Below are 14,884 nucleotides of genomic sequence, written 5' to 3'. Positions count from 1 at the left end.
GGAGCGAGCGCGCTCCCACGGGATCTCATTGGCCTTAGCCGAGCGATAACGTCCCGCTGGCCACCAACGTCGCATTCCCACCGATCTTCACCCGATCACCTTCCAGCCGGCAAAACAGCTCCCCTCCCCTGGCCGAGCATTGATAGGCCGTCAGCCCAAGCTTGCTCAGGCGTTTGGACCAATAGGGGATCAGGCTGCAATGGGTCGAGCCGGTGACCGGGTCCTCGTTGATTCCAATCGCAGGGGCAAAATAGCGCGAGACGAAATCGTGCTTGCTTCCCGGCGCGGTGACGATCGCACCCGGCCACGGCAACTTCGCCAGGGCCGCCATGTCCGGCTTGCACTCGAGCACGGCCTGCTCCGACTCAAGTACCACGAACAACTCATTGGAACTCAGCACGTCCACCGCCTCGACCCCCAAGGCAGTCTGGACCGCCAGGGACGCGCCCAATTCGGCCGGCACGATGGCGGGGAAATCCAGCCACAGCCGGTCGCCTTCGCGAGCAACGCTCAATGCCCCGGATTTGCAGATGAAATCCAATCGCTCCACGGTTTCGTGATAGATCTCGAACAATACGTAGGCGCTGGCCAGGGTGGCATGGCCACACAAGGGTACTTCGGTGGTGGGCGTGAACCACCGGATATGCCAGTGCTGATTTTCGCGCACCAGGAACGCCGTTTCCGCCAGGTTATGTTCGGCGGCGATCTTCTGCATCAAGTCGTCGGCAAGCCAGGCATCGAGCCGATAGACCATCGCCGGGTTACCGCCAAAGGGGCGGTCACTGAATGCATCGACCTGATGAAACGCAAGCTGCATGGCACCTCTCCTTTTTTATTGATGCGTGAGCATGAGCTGCGCAGGCACCGTTTATCCAGTGACAGATCGGCACTATTTTCACCTTACACACTGGACGTTCGACGCCTGGTCAGTTGCAAAGATTCACCGTGGCGAGGGCGCTTGCTCCCGCCAGGCGGCGCAATCAGGTTCAGGCACGGCCAATATCCGCGAACGCCGCCCCGGTGTGCTCCGCCAGCACCGCAGGCGCCAACTCCACTTCCAGGCCACGCCGCCCCGCACTGACAAACATAGTGGCCAGCGGTTGCGCGGATTTATCGATAAATGTGCGCAGGCGTTTCTTCTGCCCCAGGGGACTGATGCCCCCGAGCAAATAGCCCGTCGAGCGCTGCGCGGCGGCCGGATCGGCCATCTCGACTTTCTTCACTCCGGCCGCATGGGCCAGCGCCTTGAGATCCAGGCTCCCAGCGACCGGCACCACCGCAACCAACAACTCGCCTTTCTCGCTAGCCGCCAGCAGTGTCTTGAACACTCGCGCCGGCTCCAGGCCCAATTTTTCAGCAGCCTCCAGGCCGTAGGACGCGGCCTTCGGATCGTGTTCGTAGCTGTGGATATGATGTTCGGCGCGCACTTTTTTCAGCAGATCCAACGCGGGGGTCATGACCGCTCCTGGCAGGAAAGAACAAAAGAGTGACAAGAATTCTAAGCGATCGGCAGCTAAAAGGCTTTGCAGACCATTGGCTATGGCGCCCCCCCCACTAAAAAGTCATTCATGCGACGAATAATCTGAATATGACCGACGGTTCACTTTCGACCTTTGACAGCGGCGTTTCTTGTCTATATTTTTTCGAAACTGAAAGCAGAAACACGTGTCTCAAGCAACACCACGAGTGCCGGATGGGGATCCGCCACTCGACGAAAAGGCGCAGACGGGGTTGTTTACTCGATGCGCAGGACAACAAAAAGAACCGAGGTTTGAATGACGACTGCTTTACAACAACCCTCCCTGTCCAGCCAATGCCTGGCGGAGTTCCTGGGTACGGCCCTGTTGATTTTCTTTGGTACCGGTTGCGTTGCAGCGCTCAAGGTCGCGGGTGCCAGTTTCGGCTTGTGGGAAATCAGCATCATCTGGGGTGTCGGTGTCAGCATGGCGATTTATCTCAGCGCGGGCATTTCCGGCGCGCACCTGAATCCCGCCGTCAGCATCGCCTTGTGCATTTTCACTGACTTCGAAAAACGCAAATTGCCCTTCTATATTGTTTGCCAAGTGGCCGGCGCGTTCTGCGGCGCGTTGCTGGTCTATACGCTGTACAGCAATTTGTTCTTCGATTTCGAACAGTCCCGCCATATGGTTCGTGGCACCGAAGCCAGCCTTGAACTGGCGGCGGTGTTTTCTACCTACCCTCACCCCGCACTGTCCACCGGCCAGGCGTTTCTGGTGGAGATGATCATCACCGCCATCCTGATGGGCGTGATCATGTCTTTGACCGATGATAACAACGGACTGCCGCGAGGCCCGCTGGCGCCGCTGCTGATCGGCTTGTTGATCGCGGTGATCGGTAGCTCGATGGGGCCGCTGACAGGCTTTGCGATGAACCCGGCACGTGACTTCGGTCCTAAACTGATGACTTTCTTTGCAGGCTGGGGTGAAATTTCCCTCACCGGGGCGCGTGAGATTCCATACTTCCTGGTACCGATTTTCGCGCCGATCGTTGGCGCATGCCTGGGTGCTGCCGCGTATCGCGGGCTGATTGCCCGTCATCTGCCCAGCGCCATGGTTGCTACAAAGGAGGCAGAGCCGGCCATTGACGGCAAGCCCAGAACGTCCTGAAACGGTCGGCGCGGGCTGCTGCCATCGGAGTACGCGCTGACTTCTTCCTTTATTTACGTTACCTAAGTCCCAAGGCAATCGACATGACCGACATTGAGAATAAGAACTACATCATTGCCCTCGACCAGGGCACGACCAGCTCACGCGCCATTATTTTCGACCGTGACGCCAACGTGGTCTGCACCGCCCAACGCGAATTCGTCCAGCATTACCCGCAACCTGGCTGGGTCGAACACGACCCGATGGAGATCTTCGCCACCCAGAGCGCGGTCATGGTCGAAGCATTGGCCCAGGCCGGCCTGCATCACGACCAGGTCGCTGCGATCGGCATCACCAACCAGCGCGAAACCACGGTAGTCTGGGACAAATCCACAGGACGCCCGATCTACAACGCGGTCGTCTGGCAATGCCGGCGCAGTACCGAAATCTGCCAGCAGCTCAAGCGTGACGGCCACGAGCAATACATCAGTGAAGCCACTGGCCTGGTCACCGATCCCTACTTCTCCGGCACCAAGCTCAAGTGGATCCTGGATAACGTCGAAGGCAGCCGTGAGCGCGCCCGTAACGGCGAGCTGCTATTCGGCACCGTGGATAGCTGGCTGATCTGGAAGTTTACCGGCGGCAAGGTCCATGTCACCGACTACACCAATGCCTCGCGCACCATGCTCTTCAATATCCACACGTTGGAGTGGGACGCGAAGATGCTCGACATCCTCAACATCCCTCGGGAGATGCTGCCGGAGGTCAAACCCTCCTCGCAAATCTACGGCCGAACCAAAAGCGGCATCGCCATCGGCGGTATCGCCGGCGACCAGCAAGCCGCCCTCTTCGGCCAGATGTGCGTGGAGCCGGGCCAGGCGAAAAACACTTACGGCACCGGCTGTTTCCTGCTGATGAATACCGGCGACAAAGCCGTCAAATCCAACCACGGCATGCTTACCACCATCGCCTGCGGCCCGCGCGGCGAAGTTGCCTACGCCCTCGAAGGCGCCGTGTTCAATGGCGGATCCACTGTCCAGTGGCTGCGCGATGAACTGAAGATTATCAACGACGCCCTCGATACCGAATACTTCGCCAACAAGGTCAAGGACAGCAATGGCGTCTACCTGGTACCAGCCTTCACAGGCCTGGGCGCGCCGTACTGGGACCCTTATGCCCGTGGCGCGCTGTTCGGCCTGACTCGCGGCGTGCGGGTCGATCACATCATCCGGGCCACGCTGGAATCCATTGCCTACCAGACCCGCGACGTGCTCGACGCCATGCAGCAGGACGCTGGCGAACGCCTCAAGTCCTTGCGTGTGGACGGCGGCGCGGTGGCCAACAATTTCCTCATGCAGTTCCAGGCCGACATCCTCGGCACCCAGGTCGAACGCCCGAAAATGCGCGAGACAACCGCATTGGGCGCGGCGTACCTGGCCGGTTTGGCATGTGGTTTCTGGGGCAGCCTGGAAGAACTGCGCGGCAAAGCGGTGATCGAGCGTCAGTTCGAACCGCAACTGGAAGAGCAAGCCAAGGAAAAGCTCTACGCCGGATGGAAAAAAGCTGTCAGCCGCACTCGCGATTGGGAGCCTCACGAAGACGCGGAATAAAAGCCGATAAAATTCTGAAACTGGTCGGGAGGGGATTCCTGCGGCATCATGGGCAAATTTTGTATGGCAGCCCAAAGGAAGCCCCATGAATCTGCCTCCCCGCCAGCAACAAATCCTCGAACTGGTCCGCGAACGCGGTTATGTCAGCATCGAGGAGATGGCGCAGCTATTTGTCGTTACCCCACAGACCATCCGCCGCGACATCAATCAATTGGCGGAAGCGAACCTGCTGCGCCGCTACCACGGCGGCGCGGCTTATGACTCAAGCGTGGAAAATACCGCCTACGCCATGCGCGCGGACCAGATGCGCGACGAGAAGCAACGCATCGCCGAAGCCATCGCCGCCCAGATCCCCGACCACGCATCACTGTTCATCAACATCGGCACCACCACCGAATCCATCGCGCGAGCGCTGCTCAATCACAACCACCTGAAGGTGATCACCAACAACCTGCACGTGGCGTCGATCCTCAGCGCCAAGGATGATTTCGAGGTCCTGATCGCCGGTGGCAACGTACGTCGCGACGGCGGCGTGGTGGGTCAGGCCTCCGTCGATTTCATCAACCAGTTCAAAGTCGACTTCGCCCTGGTGGGCATCAGCGGGATCGATGAAGACGGCAGCCTCCTGGACTTCGATTACCAGGAGGTGCGGGTGTCCCAGGCCATCATCGCCAACGCCCGGCAAGTGCTGCTGGCGGCGGACTCCAGCAAATTCGGGCGCAACGCTATGGTCCGCCTGGGCCCGATCAGCCTGATCGATTGCTTGGTGACCGACCAGCAACCGGTGCCAGCCCTGGCGCAGTTGCTGAGCCAGCACAAGATTCGATTGGAAGTGGTCTGACTTCACTTCCCCCCCTGTGGTGAAGGGTTGGCCCTTCACTGCAGAAGCACACCTTGAACACTCCTTTTTGTTCGATAATTTTCCTTTCAGTGTCATTCGATCAGTATTTTCAATCGAATGCGACTGGCTGTTGCCACGCTTATGGGCTAGTATTTTTCGCAAATGAACATTAATGTTCGAATTCAAATATTTCGAAAAGAGCCCGAGGCCAGCCGATGCCCACTACAACCTTGCCTACGCCCCCTCTCGCAGAAATCTACGATGTCGCCGTCATTGGTGGCGGTATCAATGGCGTAGGGATTGCTGCGGACGCTGCCGGTCGCGGTCTTTCGGTGTTCCTTTGCGAAAAGGACGACCTTGCCAGCCATACTTCTTCGGCCAGCAGCAAGCTGATCCATGGCGGCCTGCGCTATCTCGAACATTATGAGTTCCGCCTGGTGCGCGAGGCACTGGCCGAGCGCGAAGTCCTCCTGGCCAAGGCCCCGCACATCGTCAAGCAGATGCGCTTCGTGCTTCCCCATCGGCCGCACCTGCGCCCCGCCTGGATGATCCGCGCCGGCCTGTTCCTTTATGACCACCTGGGCAAACGCGAACAGCTCGCGGGCTCCAGAAGCTTGAAATTTGGTGCCGACAGCGTCCTCAAAAGCGAAATCACCAAAGGCTTCGAATACTCGGACTGCTGGGTTGACGACGCCCGATTGGTGGTACTCAACGCCATGGCGGCACGAGAGAAAGGCGCCCACATCCACACCCGCACCCGCTGCGTCAGTGCTCGTCGCAGCAAAGGCCTGTGGAACCTGCATCTGGAGCGAGCCGACGGCAGCCTGTTTTCGATCCAGGCCAAGGCCCTGGTGAACGCCGCCGGCCCGTGGGTGGCCAAGTTCATTCGTGACGACCTGAAAATGGAATCGCCGTACGGCATTCGCCTGATCCAGGGCAGCCATTTGATCGTGCCGAAACTCTATGAAGGCGAACATGCGCATATTCTCCAGAACGAAGACCAGCGCATCGTCTTCACCATCCCATACCTGAACCAGTTCACGCTGATCGGTACGACGGATCGCGAATACACTGGCGATCCGGCCAAGGTGGCAATTACCGAGGGCGAAACCGATTACCTGCTGAAAGTGGTCAGCGCCCACTTCAAAAAGCAGGTCAGCCGCGACGATATCCTGCACAGTTACTCCGGTGTCCGACCGTTGTGCAACGACGAATCCGACAACCCTTCCGCCGTGACTCGCGACTACACCCTCGCGCTTTCGGCAGCTGGCGAAGAGGCGCCGCTGCTGTCGGTATTCGGTGGCAAATTGACCACTTACCGCAAGCTGGCCGAATCGGCGATGGCGCAACTGGCCCCCTACTTCACGCAAATGCGACCTGGCTGGACCGCTCAGGCAACCTTGCCGGGGGGGGAAAACATGACCACCCCGCAGGCGCTGTGCTCGGCGATTCGCGACAAGTTCGACTGGTTGCCAACCGATATCGCCCGTCGCTGGGCCACCACGTATGGCAGCCGCACCTGGCGCATGCTCGAAGGCGTGCACGGCCTCGGTGACTTGGGCGAGCACATCGGCGCAGGCCTTTATACTCGCGAAGTCGATTACTTGTGCAGCGACGAATGGGCCGTCGACGCCCAGGACATCCTCTGGCGCCGCAGCAAGCTGGGACTGTTCACCAGCGCGACCGAGCAGGACAAGCTCCAGCAATATCTGCAAAAGGTCGAGCACAATCGACGCAAGATCGAAGCGGCCTGAACGATCGCCGGCTAGACCAAAAGCCCCTGAATCCAGGGGCTTTTTACTGTCCGGAATCCACCACCAGGCCCCTGTGCGCGAGCTTGCTCGCGATGAGGCCATCAGCCGCAACACGGATGCAAGCCGGTAGACCGCTATCGCGAGCAAGCTCGCTGCCACAACGATCAAAAGCACTCTCAGGTCATTCGGTTTTCCGAACACGACCCGGCAGTCAGTTCGGCAAACCGGATAGATAACGGCCAAAAAAGCTGAAACAAAACATTAATTTCCTTTAAAAACATATAGATAGTGCCAAGTGACTGGCCTGGCACGAGTCATGCTCTACACTCCTCGAGACGAACGCCTGTTACGCCAACACAACAGGAGCTGCCAGGCATTCGAAGCACTCAGGGCCGGTGAACCGGCCGAATACAAAAAAAACAATGTCGAGGAAACATCGATGCGCATCGTTCCCCATCTCCTGGGCGCAGCCGTTGCTGCCGCTCTGATCAGCACTCCGGTTTTCGCAGCCGAACTGACCGGCACACTGAAAAAGATCAAAGAATCCGGCGTCATCACGCTCGGCCACCGCGACGCCTCCATTCCGTTTTCCTACATTGCGGACGCTTCCGGCAAGCCGGTCGGCTACTCCCATGACATCCAGCTGAAAGTCGTCGAAGCCCTGAAGAAAGAGCTCGACGTACCGAACCTGCAGGTCAAGTACAACCTGGTCACCTCGCAAACCCGTATCCCGCTGGTGCAGAACGGCACCGTGGACCTGGAGTGCGGCTCCACCACCAACAACGTCGAGCGCCAGCAGCAAGTCGCCTTCTCCGTTGGCATCTTCGAGATCGGCACCAGGCTGCTGTCCAAGAAAGACTCCAAGTACAAGGATTTCGGCGACCTCAAGGGCAAGAACGTCGTGACCACCGCTGGCACCACGTCCGAGCGCTTGCTCAAGGCGATGAACGCCGACAAGCAAATGGGCATGAACGTCATCTCGGCCAAAGACCACGGCGAGTCCTTCCAGATGCTGGAATCGGGCCGGGCCGTCGCGTTCATGATGGACGACGCCCTGCTGGCTGGCGAAGCCGCCAAGGCCAAGAAAGCGTCTGACTGGGAAGTAACCGGCACCCCACAGTCCTACGAAATCTACGGCTGCATGATGCGCAAGGGCGACGAGCCGTTCAAAAAGGCTGTCGATGACGCCATCAAGGCCACCTACGCTTCGGGCGAGATCAACAAGATCTACGAAAAATGGTTCATGCAACCTATCCCGCCAAAAGGCCTGAACCTCAACTTCCCGATGAGCGAAGAACTCAAGAAATTGATCGCAGAACCGACCGACAAAGCGGCTGACGAAAAGAAATCCTGATTTCTGACTAACCTTATCTCCTGAAGGGGCCCGGCCCTTTCAGGGGATGGTCATTCCCTGCTGGCAAATCTGGAAACACTCGAACCGGTGGCTGTCGAGCCGATCGCGTGTGCCTGGCCTCCAAGCCGGGCGGGAACGGAGTTTCCCCAGGCGGGCATTTGTATATCGAACGATCTGAGGGGAGACCCTAATGAATTACAACTGGGACTGGGGCGTGTTCTTCAAGTCCACCGGCGTGGGCAGCGAGATTTATCTCGACTGGTACGTGGCCGGCCTGGGCTGGACCATTGCCATCGCCATCGTCGCCTGGATCATTGCCCTGCTGCTGGGTTCGATCCTGGGTGTGATGCGTACCGTGCCGAACCGGCTGGTATCGGGCATCGCCACCTGCTATGTGGAGCTTTTCCGTAACGTGCCGCTGCTGGTTCAGCTGTTCATCTGGTACTTCCTGGTACCGGACCTGCTGCCCGCCGATATGCAGGAGTGGTACAAGCAGGACCTGAACCCGACCACCTCGGCCTACCTGAGCGTCGTCGTGTGCCTGGGCCTGTTCACCGCCGCCCGGGTCTGCGAACAAGTGCGCACCGGCATCCAGGCGCTGCCGCGCGGCCAGGAATCCGCCGCCCGTGCCATGGGCTTCAAGCTGCCGCAGATCTACTGGAACGTGCTGCTGCCCCAGGCCTACCGGATCATCATTCCGCCGCTTACCTCGGAATTCCTCAACGTCTTCAAGAACTCCTCCGTGGCCTCGCTGATCGGCCTGATGGAGCTGCTCGCGCAGACCAAGCAGACCGCCGAGTTCTCGGCCAACCTGTTCGAAGCCTTTACCCTGGCGACGCTGATCTACTTCACCCTGAACATGAGCCTGATGCTGCTCATGCGCATGGTCGAGAAGAAAGTCGCGGTGCCCGGCCTGATCTCCGTGGGGGGTAAATAATGGAATTCGACTTCACAGGCATCATCCCGGCCATTCCCGGCTTGTGGAACGGCATGGTGATGACCCTCAAGCTGATGGCCCTGGGCGTCGTCGGCGGGATCATCCTGGGGACGATCCTGGCGCTGATGCGCCTGTCCCACAACAAGCTGATCTCCAACATCGCTGGCGCCTACGTCAACTACTTCCGCTCGATCCCGTTGCTGCTGGTCATCACCTGGTTCTACCTGGCGGTGCCGTTCGTACTGCGCTGGATCACCGGCGAGGACACGCCGATCGGCGCGTTCGGCTCCTGCGTCGTGGCCTTCATGATGTTCGAGGCGGCGTACTTCTGCGAAATCGTCCGGGCCGGCGTGCAGTCGATCCCCAAGGGCCAGATGGGCGCGGCACAGGCACTGGGCATGAATTATGGCCAGGTCATGCGCCTGATCATCTTGCCTCAGGCGTTTCGCAAGATGACCCCGCTGTTGCTGCAACAGAGCATCATCCTGTTTCAGGACACCTCGCTGGTCTACACAGTCGGCCTGGTGGACTTCCTCAATGCTTCGCGGGCCAATGGCGACATCATCGGCCGCTCCAATGAGTTCCTGATCATCGCAGGTCTCGTGTACTTCACAATCAGCTTTGCCGCCTCGCTGCTGGTCAAGCGTCTGCAAAAAAGGTTCGCCGTATGATCTCTATCAAGAACATCAACAAGTGGTATGGGGACTTCCAGGTACTGACCAATTGCAGCACCGAGGTCAGCAAGGGTGAGGTTGTGGTGGTGTGCGGGCCGTCGGGCTCGGGCAAGTCCACGCTGATCAAGTGCGTAAACGCCCTGGAGCCGTTCCAGAAGGGTGACATCGTGGTCGATGGCACGTCCATCGCCGACCCGAAGACCAACTTGCCGAAACTGCGTTCGCGCGTAGGCATGGTGTTCCAGCATTTCGAACTGTTCCCGCACCTGACCATCACCGAGAACCTGACCATCGCGCAGATCAAGGTGCTGGGCCGCAGCAAGGAAGAAGCCACCAAGAAAGGCCTGCAACTGCTGGAGCGCGTTGGCCTGTCGGCCCACGCCCACAAGCACCCGGGCCAGCTCTCCGGCGGCCAGCAGCAGCGCGTGGCGATTGCCCGTGCGCTGGCGATGGACCCGGTGGTCATGCTCTTCGACGAACCAACCTCGGCCCTTGACCCGGAAATGGTCAACGAAGTGCTCGACGTGATGGTGCAACTGGCCCACGAAGGCATGACCATGATGTGCGTGACCCACGAAATGGGCTTCGCCCGCAAAGTCGCGAACCGGGTGATCTTCATGGACCAGGGCCAGATCATCGAGGACTGCCCCAAAGAAGAGTTCTTCGGCGACATCAGCGCCCGCTCCGAACGCGCGCAGCATTTCCTCGAGAAGATCCTGCAGCACTAAAAACACCGCTTCCTGCGGTGGGAGCGGACTTGCTCGCGAAGAGGGCAGCACATCCAACATCGATGTGTCTGATACACCGCCTTCGCGAGCAAGCCCGCTCCCACAGTGGATCGGAGTTGGCTTGTCGATTTGTGTTGTGGTTGACCCAAGGCTTCTGTGATGAAATGCGACCCCACCCTTTATCGCGCCGCGCCGCCATCACTCGCCGTGAAACCCCGCCTGATCCGCCACCTGTTCCTGCCGCCGCTGGTCATTGCCCTGATGATCGGCCTGGGTTACCTCGGCTTCTGGATCAGCGAGCACTATGGCATTCGCGGCCTGGCCGAAAATGGCGAGCGCCAGTTGGAGCTGCATGCCCGCGCGGTAGAAAGCGAAATCAGCAAATACACCTATTTGCCCAGCCTGCTGGAACTTGAATCCAGCGTCTCGAAACTGCTCGATGACCCGACGCCCGAGCACCGCAAGACCGTCAACGAATACCTCGAAGGCCTCAACCGACGCAGTCGCAGCCGGGCCATCTATGTAATGGACACCACCGGCCGAGTCATGGCCACCAGCAATTGGCGCGACGTCGACAGTTACCTGGGCGAAGACCTGTCCTTTCGCGCGTATTTCCAGAACGCCGTGCGCGGCCAGCCGGGACGTTTCTACGGCATCGGCAGCACCAGTGGCGAACCCGGTTATTACCTGGCCCATGGCCTGGAGCAACAGGGCAAGATCATCGGCGTAGCCGTGGTCAAGGTCCGCCTCGAAGCCATGGAGGAACGCTGGCAGCGCGCCCGCCTGGAAGCGTTCGTCAGCGATGAGAACGGCATCATTATCTTGTCCAGCGACCCGGCACGGCGGCTCAAGTCGGTGCGGCCGCTGAGTGACGAAACCAAGGAGCGCCTGGCCCGCAGCCTTCAGTACTACTGGTTCCCGCTGAACGAGCTGATCCCCTTGGCGCGGGAACGGCTTGCCGAAGGCATGGAGAAACTGACCTTCCCCGCCAACACCGAAATCGCGGCCGACGAGCGTGCCACCAGTTACCTTTCCCAGACCCGACCGCTGAGCGACACGCCGTGGAATTTCACACTATTGACCCCGCTTGAAGACCTTCGTCGCCAAGCCATCAACCAAGGCATCCTGGTGGCCGTGGCGTTTGCGCTGGTGGCTTTCCTGCTGATCGCCTGGAACGAGCGCCGCAAAGTCATCGCCACCCGCCTCGCCGCTCGCGAAGCATTGCAGGAGGCCAATAATCAGCTGGAGCGTCGGATTACCGAACGCACCGCCGATCTGCGGGCCAGCAACGAACGGCTCAAGGGTCAGATCCGCGAACGACGGCAGGCCGAAGAGACGTTGCGCCGGGCCCAGGACGAGTTGGTACAGGCCGGGAAACTGGCGGCCATCGGCCAGATGTCCACCAGCATCGCCCATGAACTCAACCAGCCGCTGGCCGCCCTGCGTACCCTGTCGGGCAATACCGTGCGCTTCCTGGAGCGTGGCCAGCTGGACATCGCCAGCGGCAACCTGCGGACCATCAACGACCTGATCGACCGCATGGGCCGGATCACCGCCAGCCTGCGCGCCTTCGCCCGGCGCGGCGATGACAAAGGCCGGGCAAGCCTGGGCAAGGCCGTCGAGGCCGCGCTGCAATTGCTGGGCGCGCGCCTTGAAAAACTCCCTGTCCAGATCCACACGGCCTTCGAAGACGTACAGGTCCAGATCGACCAGACGCGCCTGGAGCAGGTCCTGGTGAACCTGATCGGCAATGCCCTGGACGCCATGCAGCTCCAACCGGCGCCGACGCTGTGGCTCGAAGGCCAGGGCAGCGACGGCAAATATCGCCTGCGGGTGCGGGACAATGGCCACGGCATCGACCCGCAAGCACGTAAACATCTGTTCGAACCGTTCTTCACCACCAAACCTGGCGAACAAGGCCTGGGCCTCGGCCTGACACTTTCGGCAAGCCTGTGCGCCGCCGCCGGAGGGCATTTGGGCGTCGAGCACCCGGACGACGGTGGTACTACGTTTATCCTCAGTTTACCGTTGGTAAGCCTTTCACCTGCCGAGCCGCTATGAACCACGACCTGAGCGTACTGATCGTCGAAGACGACCCCCACGTCCTGCTGGGCTGCCAGCAGGCCTTGAGCCTGGAAGACATTCCCTGCATCGGCGTGGGCAGTGCCGAAGAGGCCCTGGAGCGGGTCGACGATAACTTTGCCGGCATCGTCATCAGCGACATTCGCCTGCCGGGCATCGACGGCCTGGAACTGCTGACCCGCCTAAAGGCGCGGGACCGCAGCCTGCCAGTAGTGCTGATCACCGGTCACGGCGACATTTCCATGGCCGTCGATGCCATGCAGAAAGGCGCCTACGACTTCATGGAGAAACCGTTCTCCCCTGAGCGCCTGGTCGACGTGGCACGCCGCGCCCTGGAGCAGCGCAGCCTGGCTCGGGAAGTGTCTTCGCTGCGTCGGCAACTGGCCGAGCGTGACTCCCTGGAAGGCCGGATCATCGGCCGCTCGCCGGCCATGCAGCACCTGCGCGAGCTGATTGCCAACGTTGCCGACACCTCGGCCAATGTCTTGATCGAAGGCGAAACCGGCACCGGCAAGGAATTGGTCGCCCGCTGCCTGCACGATTTCAGCCGGCGCCATGACAAGCAATTCGTCGCACTGAACTGCGGCGGCCTGCCGGAGAACCTGTTCGAAAGCGAGATTTTCGGCCATGAGGCCAATGCCTTCACCGGTGCCGGCAAACGCCGGATCGGCAAGATCGAGCACGCCGATGGCGGCACGTTGTTTCTCGATGAAGTGGAGAGCATGCCCCTGCCCTTGCAGATCAAGCTGCTGCGCGTGTTGCAGGAACGCACCCTTGAACGCCTGGGATCGAACCAGAGCGTGGCCGTGGATTGCCGGGTGATCGCCGCCACCAAGTCCGACCTGGACGAAATGGGCCGGTCCGGGCAGTTCCGCAGCGACCTGTATTACCGCCTCAACGTGGTGACCCTGGAGCTGCCGCCCCTGCGCGAGCGGCGCGAAGACATCCTGCAACTGTTCGAACATTTTCTCCAGCAGTCGTCCCTGCGCTTTGACCGCACGGTGCCGGAGCTGGACAACCAGACCCTGTCGAACCTGATGAGCCACGACTGGCCAGGCAACGTACGCGAACTGCGCAACGTCGCCGAGCGCTACGCCTTGGGCCTGCCGGCGTTCAAGCGCTCCGGCGCCGGCGGTGCCAGCCAGGGCCTGGCCTTCGCCGAAGCGGTGGAAGCCTTCGAGCGCAACCTGCTGATGGATGCGTTGCAACGCAGCGGCGGCAACCTGACCCAGGCCAGCCAGGAACTGGGCATGGCCAAGACCACGCTGTTCGACAAAGTCAAAAAATATGGCCTGAGCCACTGACCTGGGACGTGAACCTGTGGATCTGATTTTCAAAGCGGCGCTGGGTGCAGCCGTGGTGGTCATCCTGGCGATGCTGGCCAAGACCAGGAATTACTACATCGCCGGGCTGGTGCCCTTGTTCCCGACCTTCGCCCTGATCGCCCACTACATCGTCGGCAAGGGGCGCTCGGTGGACGACCTGAAGACCACCATCGTCTTTGGGATGTGGTCGATCATTCCGTACTTCGTCTATCTCGCGACGCTGTACGTGATGGTCGACCGGATGCGCCTGGAAGCTTCATTGGCCGTAGCAGCCGTCGCCTGGCTGATGGCGGCGACGGTGCTGGTCAGCGTCTGGGTGCGGCTTCACGGCTGACTCCCCACCCAAACCGGTGACTCAATAGCCGACGGTAAACCGCGTCCGCGAAAACTGCGGCGTTTCCACTTCATCGATCATTGCAATGGCGTAGTCGGCAAAGCTGATCCAACTGCGCCCGGCGTCATCGAACAGCAGGTGGTCCTTGCCCACTCGGAACTGCCCGGTACGCTCGGTTTCGACGAATTCAGCCGAAGGCGAGAGGAAGGTCCAGTCCAGGCCCTGTTCCTGGCGCAGCACATCCAGGAACAAGGCTCCGGCGCTGGCTTCGGCCAGGTACTCCTCCGGGAAGCCGTCGCTGTCGATTACCCGGCTGTTATCCGGCAGCAGCAACGAACCGGCTCCGCCGACCACCAGCAAGCGCTTGACCCCGGCGGCCTTCACCGGCGCGATGATTTTGTCAGCCGCCACCGTGGCGAAGTGCGTGGCACTGATCACCACGTCGTGGCCTTCAACAGCAGCGGTCAATGCCTCGCTGCCCCGTACATCCAACTGCTTACTGACCACACCGTCCCGTGAGCGGACTTTTGCGGTGTTGCGGGCAATGGCCGTCACGCTGTGGCCGCGACGCAGGGCTTCTTCCAACAGGTGGCTGCCGGCGCGGCCGGTGGCGCCGATGATTGCGATTTTGCTCATGCG

Annotated in this window: 14 protein-coding genes; 11 read left to right on the top strand and 3 right to left on the bottom strand. The window is 60.4% G+C overall.

Annotation, left to right across the window (positions count from 1 at the left end; all coding sequences use genetic code 11):
- Positions 1-34 precede the first annotated feature (34 nt).
- Together VQ575_RS06095 and ybaK are read right to left on the bottom strand one after the other, a co-directional pair.
- Positions 35-817, bottom strand: coding sequence for a PhzF family phenazine biosynthesis protein (locus VQ575_RS06095; RefSeq protein WP_325919273.1), 783 nt, complete (start codon positions 815-817; stop codon positions 35-37).
- A 169-nt stretch (positions 818-986) separates the two neighbouring features.
- Positions 987-1,457, bottom strand: a complete 471-nt coding sequence (gene ybaK / locus VQ575_RS06090; protein ID WP_039591741.1) for a Cys-tRNA(Pro) deacylase — start codon at positions 1,455-1,457, stop codon at positions 987-989.
- A 318-nt stretch (positions 1,458-1,775) separates the two neighbouring features.
- On the opposite strand from ybaK, the gene VQ575_RS06085 reads away from it, so the two are divergent.
- The 11 genes from VQ575_RS06085 (at position 1,776) to VQ575_RS06035 (ending at position 14,245) form a co-directional block, all read left to right on the top strand.
- Positions 1,776-2,627, top strand: a complete 852-nt coding sequence (locus tag VQ575_RS06085) for an MIP/aquaporin family protein (protein ID WP_198723860.1) — start codon at positions 1,776-1,778, stop codon at positions 2,625-2,627.
- Positions 2,628-2,710: 83 nt separating this feature from the next.
- A complete protein-coding gene (glpK, locus tag VQ575_RS06080) occupies positions 2,711-4,216 on the top strand; it encodes a glycerol kinase GlpK (protein ID WP_039591739.1) in 1,506 nt (501 codons plus the stop codon).
- A gap of 85 nt (positions 4,217-4,301) precedes the next feature.
- Positions 4,302-5,057: a DeoR/GlpR family transcriptional regulator gene (locus VQ575_RS06075; RefSeq protein WP_039591738.1), complete on the top strand. Its 756-nt coding sequence runs from the start codon at positions 4,302-4,304 to the stop codon at positions 5,055-5,057.
- A gap of 215 nt (positions 5,058-5,272) precedes the next feature.
- A complete protein-coding gene (gene glpD / locus VQ575_RS06070; RefSeq protein WP_039591735.1) occupies positions 5,273-6,811 on the top strand; it encodes a glycerol-3-phosphate dehydrogenase in 1,539 nt (512 codons plus the stop codon).
- 439 nt (positions 6,812-7,250) lie between these two features.
- Positions 7,251-8,165 carry a glutamate/aspartate ABC transporter substrate-binding protein gene (locus VQ575_RS06065; protein WP_039591734.1) on the top strand — a complete coding sequence of 305 codons (915 nt, stop codon included), beginning with the start codon at positions 7,251-7,253 and terminating at the stop codon, positions 8,163-8,165.
- Positions 8,166-8,355: 190 nt separating this feature from the next.
- Complete coding sequence (locus VQ575_RS06060; RefSeq protein WP_039591733.1) at positions 8,356-9,102, top strand: amino acid ABC transporter permease; 747 nt, start codon at positions 8,356-8,358, stop codon at positions 9,100-9,102.
- Entirely contained in the window at positions 9,102-9,773 is a 672-nt protein-coding gene (locus tag VQ575_RS06055) for an amino acid ABC transporter permease (RefSeq protein ID WP_030140772.1), read from the top strand. The genes VQ575_RS06060 and VQ575_RS06055 overlap by 1 nt, the downstream gene beginning before the upstream one ends.
- Positions 9,770-10,504 (top strand): amino acid ABC transporter ATP-binding protein, encoded by a 735-nt coding sequence (locus VQ575_RS06050; RefSeq protein ID WP_018614195.1) that lies wholly within the window; start codon positions 9,770-9,772, stop codon positions 10,502-10,504. The genes VQ575_RS06055 and VQ575_RS06050 overlap by 4 nt, the downstream gene beginning before the upstream one ends.
- Before the next feature lie 159 nt (positions 10,505-10,663).
- Positions 10,664-12,565: a two-component sensor histidine kinase AauS gene (gene aauS / locus VQ575_RS06045; RefSeq protein WP_039591732.1), complete on the top strand. Its 1,902-nt coding sequence runs from the start codon at positions 10,664-10,666 to the stop codon at positions 12,563-12,565.
- Complete coding sequence (gene aauR, locus VQ575_RS06040; protein ID WP_039591730.1) at positions 12,562-13,890, top strand: two-component response regulator AauR; 1,329 nt, start codon at positions 12,562-12,564, stop codon at positions 13,888-13,890. Before aauS ends, aauR begins: the two co-directional genes overlap by 4 nt.
- A gap of 25 nt (positions 13,891-13,915) precedes the next feature.
- Positions 13,916-14,245 (top strand): GlpM family protein, encoded by a 330-nt coding sequence (locus VQ575_RS06035; RefSeq protein WP_187293334.1) that lies wholly within the window; start codon positions 13,916-13,918, stop codon positions 14,243-14,245.
- A 21-nt stretch (positions 14,246-14,266) separates the two neighbouring features.
- Here the strand turns inward: VQ575_RS06035 and VQ575_RS06030 are convergent, their stop codons facing one another.
- Positions 14,267-14,881 carry an NAD(P)-dependent oxidoreductase gene (locus tag VQ575_RS06030; protein WP_325919271.1) on the bottom strand — a complete coding sequence of 205 codons (615 nt, stop codon included), beginning with the start codon at positions 14,879-14,881 and terminating at the stop codon, positions 14,267-14,269.
- Positions 14,882-14,884 lie beyond the last annotated feature (3 nt).

This window comes from Pseudomonas frederiksbergensis (assembly GCF_035751725.1).
GTDB classification, from domain to species: Bacteria; Pseudomonadota; Gammaproteobacteria; order Pseudomonadales; family Pseudomonadaceae; genus Aquipseudomonas; species Aquipseudomonas frederiksbergensis_A.
This window is presented reverse-complemented; position numbering and strand designations above follow the sequence as displayed.

Coding starts and splice junctions, on each gene's coding strand:
- VQ575_RS06095 (WP_325919273.1), bottom strand. CDS start 817: ATGCAGCTTGCGTTTCATCAGGTCGATGCATTCAGTGACCGCCCCTTT.
- ybaK (WP_039591741.1), bottom strand. CDS start 1,457: ATGACCCCCGCGTTGGATCTGCTGAAAAAAGTGCGCGCCGAACATCAT.
- VQ575_RS06085 (WP_198723860.1), top strand. CDS start 1,776: ATGACGACTGCTTTACAACAACCCTCCCTGTCCAGCCAATGCCTGGCG.
- glpK (WP_039591739.1), top strand. CDS start 2,711: ATGACCGACATTGAGAATAAGAACTACATCATTGCCCTCGACCAGGGC.
- VQ575_RS06075 (WP_039591738.1), top strand. CDS start 4,302: ATGAATCTGCCTCCCCGCCAGCAACAAATCCTCGAACTGGTCCGCGAA.
- glpD (WP_039591735.1), top strand. CDS start 5,273: ATGCCCACTACAACCTTGCCTACGCCCCCTCTCGCAGAAATCTACGAT.
- VQ575_RS06065 (WP_039591734.1), top strand. CDS start 7,251: ATGCGCATCGTTCCCCATCTCCTGGGCGCAGCCGTTGCTGCCGCTCTG.
- VQ575_RS06060 (WP_039591733.1), top strand. CDS start 8,356: ATGAATTACAACTGGGACTGGGGCGTGTTCTTCAAGTCCACCGGCGTG.
- VQ575_RS06055 (WP_030140772.1), top strand. CDS start 9,102: ATGGAATTCGACTTCACAGGCATCATCCCGGCCATTCCCGGCTTGTGG.
- VQ575_RS06050 (WP_018614195.1), top strand. CDS start 9,770: ATGATCTCTATCAAGAACATCAACAAGTGGTATGGGGACTTCCAGGTA.
- aauS (WP_039591732.1), top strand. CDS start 10,664: ATGAAATGCGACCCCACCCTTTATCGCGCCGCGCCGCCATCACTCGCC.
- aauR (WP_039591730.1), top strand. CDS start 12,562: ATGAACCACGACCTGAGCGTACTGATCGTCGAAGACGACCCCCACGTC.
- VQ575_RS06030 (WP_325919271.1), bottom strand. CDS start 14,881: ATGAGCAAAATCGCAATCATCGGCGCCACCGGCCGCGCCGGCAGCCAC.